The organism is Streptosporangiales bacterium, assembly GCA_009379955.1.
Lineage (GTDB): Bacteria > Actinomycetota > Actinomycetes > Streptosporangiales > WHST01 > WHST01.
In genome coordinates this window covers 17146-29457 of sequence record WHST01000005.1, presented here as the reverse complement: position 1 = coordinate 29457, position 12312 = coordinate 17146, and the positions used below count along the sequence as shown (strand labels likewise).

Here is a 12312-nt window from a genome sequence, read left to right as displayed (position 1 = left end):
GGTGCCCTCACTTCCGGACGTGGACGAGGAAGTAGACCGGCCGCGACGACGGGAACAGCTGACGTCCTGACCTGTCGACCATCTTCCACCGCACCATGCAGTCGGCCGGTGCCGTCGACGGTGCGGTGACCGTCACGCTGATCTTGACCCTCTCGCGCGGGTAGGTGTTGCCGATCGGGATGCGACGTGGTGTACGACAGTCGGTCGGACCCAGCGACTCGTCCAGCCGCTGCAGATACCGGTCGCGCCACGCGACCTTGCCGGCGTTCTGGATCTCCCACACCTTCTGGAACTTCCGGCCGGGCTTGACGATCGTGCCGTCGGGGATCGTCACGTCCCTGATGAACCGGCTCGCGTCACCCGGCGTGGCGGGGCCGGGCGGCGTGGTTGGCGACGACGTGCGCTCGTCGTCCGATCCGGCCGAGCGGCCGTCGACGACGGTGAAGGCGACCGCGGTCGCGCAGGCGGCGACGACGACCGACGCCACGATCACGACGAACCTCCCGGACTCGCGCCGCAGGCGTCGCCAGGGGGCGCCGAGCCGGCGGTGGGCGCTCTCTCCCATGTGGGACGCGGAATCCGCGGCGAGGGCGAGGTGCGTGCGCTGCCAGTGCTCGTGCAGCGCTTCCTCGTCGCCGTCGCATGCCCGTACGAACTCGCGTACGGTCTCCCACGGCTGCAGCCTGTTGCCGGTGACCGTCTGATGCAGGGTCGCGTGCGAGACGGCGCCGGACGTCGCCGCCATCCGACGGAACGAGGGATTGCCTGCGGCCGCCCGCAGCCGCACCAGCTCGTCGACGAACTCCTCGAGGGGCTCCGGTCGCTCGCCGCCTGGCTGATCCGGCACGACCATCCCCCTCGCGCTGTCACATCTCCGAGTCGGGCGCTCCAGAACCTGTCAGATCTGACAGGCGGGCCGCGCGTCCTCCGCAGGGTCGTCCGACTATAACGCCAATTCGCCGCTCCGTAGGGCGCTCGGATCGACGCCCCTGCGTACCGGCCACGAACGCCCGTGGTGCCGGCCGGGCGCCGCGCCCCGATGGTGTCAGACGTGTGTCAACGATGCCTGTCAACAGGTATCGGACACGTGCACCGGGGGACAACTCTCGTGTCAAAGAGCGTCCTAAGGACGCTCCCGACACAGGAGGCCGTCATGAGATCGATGCTGGTGGGGGTCGTCGCGGCAGCGGCGATCGTGGCGTTCCCCGGGGTGTCGCCCGCGGATCCCGCCGTCGACATGCAGGCGGTGCTCATGGCGGCGCAGATCGACCCGCAGCGTCCGGACCAGGCCGTGACGCCCGGTTCCAAGGGCGGCGTCACGCTCGTGGAGCAGGCGCTCCACGACGAGGGGCTGCTCGACGAGAAGTGGGTGGACGGCAGCTTCGGGACGTCGACCGTTGCGGCCTACCGGGCCTACCAGGAGTCGCTGGGCTACAGCGGCCTGGACGCCAACGGCCTGCCCGGCGTGACCTCACTGAAGGAGCTCGGCACGGACCGGTTCACCGTGCAGAACGCCGTCACGCCCGGTGACCGGGTGTCCTACCAGGGCAAGACGGTGAACACGCGGACCAGGGACATGCTGGCCGAGGCCGAGCGGAAGCTCGACCGCGACCTCGTCCTCGACCAGGGGTCCTACAACCCGGGCGGTGACCCGACGTCGGCCGGTACTGGGCACGGCGAATGCCCCGGAAGCCTCGGCGGCGCCCGCCTACCAGATGCCGTTCCCGTGTGGGTACACCGCCGACGCCAACACCCGATCCGACCACAGTCCGCCGCAGGCCGTGGACTTCCAGAAGTCCGGTATCGACGGTGACTCGGTCCTCGCCTCGGCCGCCGGCACCGTCAGTCGGGTCGAGAACGAAGGCGGCGACAGCTACGGCAGGTGGATCGAGATCGACCACGGTGGCGGGGCGGCTACCCGGTACGCGCACCTGTCGGTGCAGGGTGTCAGCGAGGGCGAGAAGGTCTCCCTCGGCGAGAAGATCGGCAACGCAGGGAACACCGGCGGGTCGTCCGGGCCGCACCTTCACTACGAGCAGCTCGAGAACGGCAACCCGGTGCGCGTCACGCTCGGCGGCCAGGCCGTTCCGTACTACGGCGAGACGTCCTTCACCAGCAAGAACAACTGTGGCGGCAACCCGCACACGGCCGAAGAGGTCTGCGGTGCCGGCTACTCCGTCATCGACTCCGCGAAGCTCGGGAGCGCCGGTGACGCGTACCTGCTCTACAGCTCGAGCAGCGGCAAGAACTGCGTGGCCACGCTGAAGCGGACCAACGTCGGCAAGGCGACAGCGACGTCGGCGTTCCTCGAGGTCGAGGGATCGAAGCGAGCGACCGACTCCGGCGACTTCAAGTACTACGCAGGACCGGTCGCGGCCAGCGCCAAGGCGACCTGCGTGAAGTGGGGCGGGTCCGTCGGAGCGGAGAAGTACGAGAGCGGCTTCGAGCACTGCGACTGAACGTCAGCGGCTCGACCGCGCCAGTACGACGAGACGAGGAGGAGACATGCGAATCCTGAAGATCGCAGCAGCCACGGGCATGCTGTCCAGCGCCCTGGTCGCCGGGGCCGTGGCGACGGCCGCGCCGGCACAGGCGGCGCCGACGGTCAACATGGAGGCCGTGGTCAAGGCGGCCCAGTGGGACCCGTACAAGCCCGACCAGTCGATCACGCCGGGCGCCGGTGACAGCGTCAAGGCCGTCGAGCAGGCGCTCGCGGCGAAGGACATGTTGGCGAGCAGGTACGTCGACGGGCACTTCGGCACGACCACCATCGACGGCTACGCGAAGTACCAGCGGTCGCTCGGCTACAGCGGTCTGGACGCCTCCGGTCTGCCGGGCAAGACGTCGCTGGCGAAGCTCGGCGACGGACGGTACACGCTGAGCAACACCCTCAGCGTGGGCGCCAGGTCCACGATGGACGGTGAGACGGTCAACGCGCGCACCGCCGCCATGATCAAGGAGGCGGAGGGCAAGGCGGGCGAGAACCTCACCCTGACCCAGGGCTCGTACACCTCCGAAACCGGTGCCTCGGCGGGCACCCACGACGGTGGCGGCGCCGTGGACATCTCGATCTCCGGCGTGTCCGACGTCGATGGCACCGTGACGGCGCTCCGCCAGGTCGGCTTCGCGGCGTGGCACCGCACCCCGGCGCAGGGGTTCGACCACCACATCCACGCCGTCGCGATCAGTGACACCGACATGTCGCCCGAGGCACAGGCACAGATCGGTGACTACTACAAGGGTCTCAACGGTCTCGCGGGCCATGGCGCGGACGACGGTCCCCAGGTGGCGAAGGTGACCTGGGAGGAGTACAAGCGCAGCTGAACACAGGTATGGCCGAGAGGGGTCGGGCGGCATTGCCGCCCGGCCCTCTCAGCGAAGGCGGATGCGTCCGGTTCCCGGCTCGGCGTGCCCGATGACCGTCGCATGGTCGCCGGCCGCGGTCAGCTCGGCGACGGCCTGCTCTGCCCGCTCGGGTGCGGCCGCGAACAGCAGGCCGCCGGAGGTCTGCGCGTCGGCGAGTAGCAGCAGCGTGGTCTCGTCGATGTTCTCGTCGGGCAGGTCGAGCATCGGACGTGTCCAGTCCAGGTTGCGACGGGTGCCGCCGGGCACGGTGCCCTGGTCGGCCAGCTCGCGCACGCCGGGCAGGATCGGGACGTCCGCGGTGTGGAGGACGGCGTCGATGCGGGACGCCTCGGCCATCCGGGCGAGGTGGCCGAGCAGCCCGAAGCCCGTGACGTCGGTGGCGCCGGAGGCGTTCGCGGCGAGGGCGGCACTGCTCGCCTTGGCGTTGCTGGTGGTCATCGTCTGCACCGCGGCGCGGGTGATCTCCGCGGTCGCAGTGCCCTGCTTGATCGCGGTGGTGGCGATGCCGATGCCGAGTCGCTTGGTCAGTACCAGGTGGTCGCCGGGTCGCACACCCGCGTTCGTCAGCAGCCGATCGGGGTGGGCCTCGCCGACCACGACGAGACCGAACTTGGGCTCCGGATCGTCGACGGTGTGTCCGCCGACGGTGACGTACCCGGCCTCGGCCGCGATGTCGTCGGCGCCACCGAGCACCTCGGAGAGCAGCGACGCGGGCAGCTCGTCACTGTTCCACGCGACGACGTTGAGCGCGAACAGCGGCCGGCCGCCCATCGCGTATACGTCGGAGATCGAGTTGGTCGCGGCGATCCTGCCCCAGGTCCTGGCGTCGTCGACCACCGGAGTGATGAAGTCGACGGTGATGACGAGCGCGCGTTCGGCATCGAGCCGCCACACGGCGGCGTCGTCGCCGGTCTCGGCCCCGACGAGTAGATCGGGGTGGACCGCTGGGGTCAGGTGACGCAGGACCTGCGTCAGCTCGCCGGGAGCGAGCTTGCAGGCTCAGCCCGCGCCGTGACTGAACTGGGTCAGCCGTGGCTTCGGCGGTGTCATCGATCTCTCCCACCCGACGTCGTCCGTTGCCGCCGAGGCTACCGCGACACCTCCCGGTGCATCCACGCACTGTGAGCCGATCGACGATCGCTTGCGTGGGGGACGGTTCCTCCGATTCGCTAGGGACTCGACGGGGCACTAGCGTCAGCAGCACACTCTCGCGCGGGAGGACCTCATGTCAGGAGTGCAGCCGTCAGTTGAGGAGCTTGCCGCGTGGGTCGAGGACTCGTGCCGCCAGAGCCTGTGCCTGGTCGCGGACCTCGACGACGCGCAGATGGTCGGGCCGTTGCTCCCGACCGTCAATCCCCTCATCTGGGAGATCGGCCATCTGGCGTGGTTCCAGGAGAAGTTCGTGTTGCGCGACGCCTGCGGCGAACCGCCGCTGATGGACGCGGTCGATGCCCTGTACGACTCCGGTGCCATTCCGCATGACACCCGCTGGCACCTGGGGTTGCCCAGCCGCGCCGACACCGTCGCGTACGTCGAGAGGGTCGCCGAGCGCGTGGCCGAGCGGGTCCTCGACCCGAACGCCACCGATGTCGTGCACCACTTCGCGCGGTACACCGTGCACCACTACGACACCCACACCGAGGCGTTGACGTATACCCGGCAGACCCTCGGGTTCCCGCGGCCTGTCCTGTCCGGCATCGGCGCCGCCGGTGACGCCGAGACCGCCGGTGCGCTGCCGGGCGATGTCACGAGTGACGGCGGGGAGTTCCTGCTGGGTGCGCTCCGCGCCGACGCGTTCGTGTACGACAACGAGAAGTGGGCGCATCCCGCGCGCGTAGGTCCGTTCGCGATCGCGAGGGCACCGGTGACGCAGGCGGAGTTCGCCGCGTTCGTCGATGCCGGCGGCTACGACGATCCCCGGTTGTGGTCGGACGGCGGCGCGTGGCTGGCCGCTACCGGTGCCCGTCACCCGGTGTACTGGCGGCGCGGTCCGGACGGTGAGTGGCAGCGCCGCCACTTCGACACCTGGGTGGATCTCGAGCCGCACCTGCCGGTCTCGCACGTGTGCTGGTGGGAGGCCGACGCCTTCTGCCGGTGGGCCGGCCGACGGCTGCCCAGCGAGCCCGAGTGGGAGTTCGCCGCTACCGGCGGCGACCGGCCGAAGCCGACGTACCCGTGGGGCGACGCTCCCGAGTCCACGCGCGCCGCGACCGACTGGCGCTCGATGGGTCCGGTGGACGTGGCCGCCCACCCCGGAGGGGACAGCCTGCTCGGTTGCCGGCAGATGATCGGCAACGTCTGGGAGTGGACCGCGAGCGACTTCGCCGGGTACCCGAACTTCGAACGCGACGCCTACCACGAGAACTCCGAGCAGTTCTTCGGCAGCCGCAAGGTGCTCCGCGGCGGCTCCTGGGCCACCCGCCTTCGCTACCTGCGCACCACGTACCGCAACTACTTCACCCCCGACCGCAGGGACGTGAGCGCAGGCTTCCGTACCTGTGCGCGCCGGTGACGACGATTGCGCTCGCCTACCCGTCATCGACCACGGTGCACGGGAACGCCGTCACGGCGATGCGGTGGGCGGCGATCCTGCGTGACCTGGGTCATCGGGTCACCCCGATGCACGCGTACGACGGCAGACCGTACGACGTGCTCGTCGCACTGCACGCGCGCAAGAGCGCGTCCGCGGTGCGGGACTTCCGGGCCGCCTGCCCGGAGGGCACGGTGATCGTCGCCCTCACGGGCACCGACCTCTACCCGGACCTCGAGACCGCGGGCGTCGACCTGGCGGTGCTGGCCGCCGCCGCGCGGCTGGTCGTGCTGCAACCGGCCGGCGCGGCCCAGCTGCCCGACGCCCTGCGTCCGCGCACCCGGGTGATCACGCAGGCGGTTCCGCCGATTCCCCGGCAGCGACCCAGATCCGACTGCTTCGAGGTCGCCTTCCTGGCCCACCTGCGGCCGGTCAAGGACCCGCTGCGCCTGGCCGCCGCGGTGCGTCTGCTGCCCACCGCGTCCAGGATCCGGGTCACCCACGCCGGCGCGGCCTACACCGACGAGCTCACCGCCGAGGCGTCCGCCGAGTCCGCACGCAACCCCCGGTACGACTGGCTCGGTCCGCTGCCCAGGGACGAGGCGTTGCGGGTGCTCGCCCGCAGCCGGGTGCTCGCGCTCACCTCGCTGCACGAGGGTGGCGCCAACGTCGTCTCCGAAGCACTCGCGGCCGGCGTGCCTGTCGTCTCCTCGCACATCCCGGGATCCGTCGGCCTGCTGGGAGACGACTACCCGGGCTACTTCCCGGTCGGCGACGCCGAGGCCCTGGCGCGGCTGCTCGATCTGGTGGAACGCAACGAGGAGGGCCGGTACGACGACCTGGTCGAGCGTTGCGCGTCCCTGGGCGGGCTGGTCGATCCCGCGCGCGAACGGGACGCCTGGCGCGGGCTGCTCGCCGACCTGCCGACCGGCGGGGCATGAACGCACAGACCGCTGCGACGAGAAGAGGACGAGCGCGTGGGAGCCACGGAACGATCCACCACCGAACCGGTGAGCACACCGCCGGGCATCAGGCCCAACATGGCCAGGTTCCTGCTCCTCGTCGCCCAGGTCGCCTTCGTCGGCGCCCTGTGGGGCACGGAACGCACGGTGCTCCCGCTGATCGCCAAGAGCGAGTTCGGGATCGCCTCGGCCACCTCCACGTTGTCGTTCATCCTGGCCTTCGGACTGACCAAGGCGCCGGCCAACTTCGTCGCCGGACGGCTCGCCGACCGGTTCGGCCGGCGTCGCCTGCTGCTCGGCGGCTGGCTCCTCGGCCTCCCGGTTCCGCTGCTGATCGCGTTCGCGCCGTCGTGGAGCTGGGTGATCGTCGCGAACCTCCTGCTGGGCGCACAGCAGGGCATCTGCTGGTCCACCTCGATCTTCATGAAGGTGGACGTCTCGGGAAAGCAGCGCAGCGGGCTCGCGGTGGGCATCAACGAGTTCGCAGGTTACGGCGGGACCGCCGTGCTGGCGTACGCGAGCGGCGCCATCGCCGCGTCCATGGGACCACGGGTGGCCCCGTTCCTCCTCGGCGAGGCGTTCGTGCTCGCCGGGCTCGCGACCGCCTGGTGGCTGGGCCAGCAGACCCTCTTCTCGCTGCAGCCGCCGCGGTACGACCCGTCGCCGGCGATCCCCGGCACCCGCTTCGCCTTCGGTGGGCTCTGCCAGGCCGGGTTCGTCGTCAAGCTCGGCGACACCCTCGTGTGGGGCCTGCTCCCCACGTACTTCCACGCACACGGCCTCCCCGTGGCCACCGTTGCCGTCCTCGCCGCCGCCTATCCGGCCAGCTGGGCCGTCCTCCAGCCGTTCACCGGTGCGGCCAGCGACCGTTTCGGCCGACGCGGGGCGATCATCAGCGGCATGCTCGTCCAGGCCGTCGGCCTGGGCATCGTCGCGCTGTCCAGCGGGTTCGGCGGTTGGCTGGCCGGGTTGATCCTGCTCGGCGCCGGCACCGCGCTCACCTACCCGGTCCTGATCGCGGCCGCCGGCGACACCGCCCTCCTGCACGCCTCCCGCATCGGTCACTACCGGTTCTGGCGCGACATGGGCTTCGTCGCCGGAGCCCTGCTGATCGGCCAGCTCAGCGACCGGCTCGGCACCTCGACGGCGCTGCACATCCTGATGCTGGTGCCGCTCGCCTCCGGCGTCCTCGTGGCCGTGGCACTGAGCCGGCGCGGCAGGGAGTAACGTCGAAGGCAGCACTGGAGGGATGTGTGTCAAGTGGGCGAGGACCGGTCTTATACGTGGAAGGGCGCTGGGGGTCAGTTCACGCTGGCGGTGGACGAGGGGGTGTTCCCGCCGAGCAGCACGACCCGGGTGCTGGGTGACGCGATGCGGATCCGTCCCGGAGACACGGTGCTGGACGCCGGATGTGGGTGTGGAGTCCTGAGCTTCGCCGCGGTCGAGCTCGGCGCCGGTCGGGTGATCGGGTCCGATGTGTCACAGGCCGCGGTCGACTGTGCCACCAGGAACGCGAAGCGGCTCGGCATGGCCGAGATCGTCGAGTTCCGGCGTGGCTCGCTGTTCGAACCGGTCCCTGATGTCCGTGCCGACGTCGTGATCGCCGACATCAGCGGGATACCCGATGTCGTGGCCCGCGCGTCCGGCTGGTTCCCCGACGGCCGCGGAGGCGGCCCGACCGGTGCCGAGCTGCCGGTGGCGATGCTCGCCAAGATCCGAGATCACCTTGCCCCCGCCGGACGCGTCTACCTGCCGACCGCCACCCTGCAGGACGAACCGGCCGTTCTCCGGGCGGCCAAGCGCGTGTTCGGCGACCACATGCGCGAAGCCGCGAGCCGTGACTTCCCGCTACCCGAGGCGGTCACCCGCGTCGCGGAGGTCGCCAGGCTGATCTCCGACGGAGTGATCCGACTGAGCCGCCGCGGCAGTCGCCTGTTCTGGCGGCTCACGATCTGGCAGTGCGGGACGTCCGACACGATTCCGACCTGACGTCCGGCCGCGCCGTGTCGGTCGTGCCGACGGCGCGACGGCTCAACCGTCGGCGAGCGGCCTGAGGACCGTGCGGTACAACTCCTGCTTCCGCTCCAGCGCCAGGCCGGGGTCGTCCGGTAGGCCGACACGCGAGTCGTCGACGGCGAGGTGGTCGGCGAAACCGTTGAACGGCTCGAAGACGTCCGGGTAGGACTCGCAGCCACCGAGTCCGAGCCCCGCCGCGATGTTCAGGGCCATCTGATGGCCGCCGTGCGGAATGCAACGCTGCCGGGACCAACCGTGCGCGCCGAGCATGTCGAGAGTGCGGAGATACTCCACCAGTCCGTAGGACAGTGCCGGGTCGAACTGCAGGACGTCCCTGTCGGCACGCATTCCGCCGTACCGGATCAGGTTGCGGGCATCGGCATGGCTGAAGAGGTTCTCGCCGGTGGCCATCGGCCCGGCGTAGCAGTCGGCGAGGACGCTCTGCAGGCGGTAGTCCAGCGGATCACCTGGCTCCTCGTACCACCGCAGACCCAGCGGCCCGAGCGCATCGGCGTAGTGGATCGCGGTGTTGAGATCGAAGCGACCGTTGGCGTCCACGGCCAGCCGGCCGGCATCGCCGCCGAGCACGCCTTCCACCACGGCCTCGATGCGGCGCAGGTCCTCGTCGAGAGGCGCGCCGCCGATCTTCATCTTGAGCGTCGAGTAGCCTCGATCGAGGTAGGAGCGCATCTCGTCGGTGAGCGCGGCGTACGTCGCGCCGGGGTGGTAGTAACCGCCGGCCGCGTAGACGAAGACCTCCTCGGTGACCTCGCCGCCGTTCGTCCGGTCGGCGAGCAGGCGCCACAGTGGCAGTCGTGCGATCTTCGCGGTGGCGTCCCAGACGGCCATGTCCAGCACACCGACCGCCACCGACCGCTCCCCGTGGCCACCGGGCTTCTCGTTCCGCATCAGGACCTGCCAGATCGCCGCGGGGTCCAGGTTCGTCTCGGACTCGTCGAGCAGCGTCGCAGGTTCGGTACGGGCGGCCTCGAGGAGGCGTGGGACGAAACGCTCGCGCAGCAAGCCCTGCGGGGCGTAGCGACCGTTGGAGTTGAAGCCGAAGCCGACCACGGGACGTCCGTCGCGGACGACGTCTGTCACCAACGCGACGACGGAGACCGTCATCGTGCTGAAGTCGATGTAGGCGTTGCGGAGGTGCGACCGGATCGGGACGACGACGTCACGGACGTCCACGATGGTGACCATGTCTCTCCTCCGAGTGGGGTCGTCAGGTGCGCGGGTCGTCAGGTGTTCGCCACCCGCGACGCACGCAACGCCTCCCGGTCGACCTCCAGTCCGAGGCCGGGCCGCTCCGGGATGGCGATGGTGCCGCCGACCGGCCTGGGGGCGTCGGGGAAGAGCAGCTCACCGACCTGCACCATGCCGAGGTGCCACTCGACCAGCCAACCGTTCGTCAGGCCCGCCATCGTGTGCATGTTGAAGTGTGGCCAGCCACCGCCGTTGGCGATCGGCAGGTTGTAGACCTGCGCGAGGTGCGCGGCCTTCCGCGCCTCGGTGTAGCCGCCGCCGTAGCAGACATTGGGCTGCAGGACGTCGACCGCCTGGTGCTCGACCAGCTCGCGCAGCCGCCAGCGATGCCCTTCCATCTGTCCGGCGGCGAGCGGGATCGACGTACGGGTGCGCAGGTCGGCCATGGCGCGTGCGTCGTTCTGGTGCAACGGCTCCTCGAACCAGGTGATGTCGCAGTCCTCGATCGCCCGGCACAGGCACAGCGCGTCGATCGGGCGGAAGAGGTAGTTGGCGTCGATCATGATGTCGACGCCGTCGCCGACCTCCTCACGCACCGCGCGAACGCGTGCCGCGTCCTCCCGCCAGCCGCCCTTGTCGACGCCCACGACGAGCTTCAGTCCGGTGAAGCCGGCGTCGACATGCAGTCGCGCGGCCGCGGCCAGCTGCTCCCGGTCGTACTGGGGGAATCCGAACGTGACGTAGCAACCGACCTCGCTGCGGGCGCCCCCGAGCAGGCCCGCGACCGAGCGACCGACGGCCTTGCCGTGGATGTCCCACAACGCGATGTCCACCAGCGACAGTGCGCTGGACACCACGCCGGTCATCGCGCGCGGGTTGAGCTTCTTCGACACCCGCTCGTGGATGGCCTCGATGTCCCGCACGTCCATGTCCCGCAGCACGGGAAGGAAGTGGTCGACCACGGCGGCCACCACGGAGCGGACGAGGAAGTGACCGGTGAGAGCGATGCCGGTCAAGCCGTCGTCGGTCTCCACCTCGCAGAACACGAACTCCCGCTGCTCCTCGCGCCCATAGCCGCTGATCCTCTCGGCGAGCAGGGGCACGCTGATCGACGTCGTGTGGACGCTGGCGCGGATGTCCTTGATCTTCATCGGTTCGCTCGCCTGTGGGCAGTCATGGAAGGAACTCTGCATCCCGCGGGAGCGGAGGTCCAACAAGACTTCGCTACCCGACAAGTAGGCTGCGCCTATCGGTCCGGGATCCGGGAAGGGCGCGCATGGACGTCCGTCAGCTGGAGTACTTCCTGGCCATCGTCGACCATGCCGGATTCAACCGGGCGGCGAAACACCTCCACCTTGCCCAGCCGTCGTTGTCACAGGCCATCCGCGGGCTCGAACGCCATCTCGGGGTCATGCTGTTCCACCGCATCGGACGGCGGGTCGTGCTGACCGATGCCGGTCGCGCGTTGATCCAGCCGGCGCGGCAGGTGCTGCGAGACGTCGACACCGCGAGGGCGGCCATCGACTCGCTCAAGGGACTGACCGCCGGCGAGGTGGACATCGCCTGCATGCCCACGCCGGCCGTCGAGCCGTTGACCAGCATCATCGGCCGCTTCAGTGAACGGTACCCAGACGTGTCGGTGAGGGTCCTCGCCGAGTTCACACCCGGTGGGGTGATCGACGCGGTCAGGACCGGCGTGGCACAGCTCGGACTGCTGGGGACACCGCAGCCGGTCCAGGCCGCCGGTATCGAACTGCACCTGCTGCAGGAACAGCGATTCGTTCTCATCATGCGGCCGGACCACCCGCTCGGGAACAAGGCGAGCGTCACCGCGGCCGACCTGGCAGGGACCGACCTGATCGTCGTGCAGCACGGGACCGGACAACGGCAGGTCGTCGACACGATCAGTGCGCAGGGAGTCGACGTGCGCATCGCCGTGGAGGTCGAGCACCGCGAGGCGATCCTCCCGTTGGTCCTTGAGGGCGTCGGGGTGGCTGTCATGACCGAGGCGTGGACATCGCTCTCGCGCAAGTTCGCGCTGCGGGTCGTGCCACTGGAGCCGACGTCCTTCCTGCAGATCTACCTGGCGCACCGCAGGGCCAGGCTCACCCCGGCGGCGGAGGCGTTCCTGAACGTCGCCGTGGGTTAGCAGTGTTCGGGCCGACCTATAGGTGCTCGCTACTTGCCGGATCGGCCCTTCGTCTTGGACACGCGAGGCCGAGGGCCCGT

General features: G+C 70.1%; 12 protein-coding genes. 8 read left to right on the top strand and 4 right to left on the bottom strand.

Annotated elements, in window-relative coordinates:
* Nucleotides 1-7 precede the first annotated feature (7 nt).
* The gene (locus tag GEV10_02585; protein MQA77362.1) at nt 8-853 is read right to left on the bottom strand and encodes a hypothetical protein; all 846 of its coding nucleotides are present in this window, start codon (nt 851-853) and stop codon (nt 8-10) included.
* A gap of 300 nt (nt 854-1153) precedes the next feature.
* Between GEV10_02585 and GEV10_02580 the strand changes: the two genes are divergently transcribed.
* The 3 genes from GEV10_02580 (at nt 1154) to GEV10_02570 (ending at nt 3324) form a co-directional block, all read left to right on the top strand.
* On the top strand, nt 1154-1813 hold the full coding sequence (locus GEV10_02580; protein MQA77361.1) for a hypothetical protein: 660 nt from the start codon (nt 1154-1156) through the stop codon (nt 1811-1813).
* Nucleotides 1716-2459 carry a peptidoglycan DD-metalloendopeptidase family protein gene (locus GEV10_02575; protein ID MQA77360.1) on the top strand — a complete coding sequence of 248 codons (744 nt, stop codon included), beginning with the start codon at nt 1716-1718 and terminating at the stop codon, nt 2457-2459. The genes GEV10_02580 and GEV10_02575 overlap by 98 nt, the downstream gene beginning before the upstream one ends.
* Before the next feature lie 79 nt (nt 2460-2538).
* Nucleotides 2539-3324, top strand: a complete 786-nt coding sequence (locus tag GEV10_02570) for a peptidoglycan-binding protein (protein MQA77359.1) — start codon at nt 2539-2541, stop codon at nt 3322-3324.
* Between the two features lie 48 nt (nt 3325-3372).
* Here the strand turns inward: GEV10_02570 and selD are convergent, their stop codons facing one another.
* Complete coding sequence (gene selD, locus GEV10_02565) at nt 3373-4416, bottom strand: selenide, water dikinase SelD (protein ID MQA77358.1); 1044 nt, start codon at nt 4414-4416, stop codon at nt 3373-3375.
* Nucleotides 4417-4591: 175 nt separating this feature from the next.
* On the opposite strand from selD, the gene egtB reads away from it, so the two are divergent.
* The 4 genes from egtB (at nt 4592) to GEV10_02545 (ending at nt 8847) form a co-directional block, all read left to right on the top strand.
* Nucleotides 4592-5878, top strand: a complete 1287-nt coding sequence (egtB, locus tag GEV10_02560; protein ID MQA77357.1) for an ergothioneine biosynthesis protein EgtB — start codon at nt 4592-4594, stop codon at nt 5876-5878.
* 59 nt (nt 5879-5937) lie between these two features.
* Nucleotides 5938-6837, top strand: a complete 900-nt coding sequence (locus GEV10_02555) for a TIGR04348 family glycosyltransferase (GenBank protein ID MQA77356.1) — start codon at nt 5938-5940, stop codon at nt 6835-6837.
* Between the two features lie 111 nt (nt 6838-6948).
* Nucleotides 6949-8085, top strand: coding sequence for an MFS transporter (locus GEV10_02550; GenBank protein MQA77355.1), 1137 nt, complete (start codon nt 6949-6951; stop codon nt 8083-8085).
* 90 nt (nt 8086-8175) lie between these two features.
* On the top strand, nt 8176-8847 hold the full coding sequence (locus tag GEV10_02545; GenBank protein ID MQA77354.1) for a methyltransferase domain-containing protein: 672 nt from the start codon (nt 8176-8178) through the stop codon (nt 8845-8847).
* Between the two features lie 42 nt (nt 8848-8889).
* Here the strand turns inward: GEV10_02545 and GEV10_02540 are convergent, their stop codons facing one another.
* Entirely contained in the window at nt 8890-10080 is a 1191-nt protein-coding gene (locus GEV10_02540) for a mandelate racemase (GenBank protein ID MQA77353.1), read from the bottom strand.
* Between the two features lie 38 nt (nt 10081-10118).
* The gene (locus GEV10_02535; protein MQA77352.1) at nt 10119-11234 is read right to left on the bottom strand and encodes a mandelate racemase/muconate lactonizing enzyme family protein; all 1116 of its coding nucleotides are present in this window, start codon (nt 11232-11234) and stop codon (nt 10119-10121) included.
* Nucleotides 11235-11359: 125 nt separating this feature from the next.
* Between GEV10_02535 and GEV10_02530 the strand changes: the two genes are divergently transcribed.
* Nucleotides 11360-12232, top strand: a complete 873-nt coding sequence (locus GEV10_02530; protein MQA77351.1) for a LysR family transcriptional regulator — start codon at nt 11360-11362, stop codon at nt 12230-12232.
* Nucleotides 12233-12312: the final 80 nt, after the last annotated feature.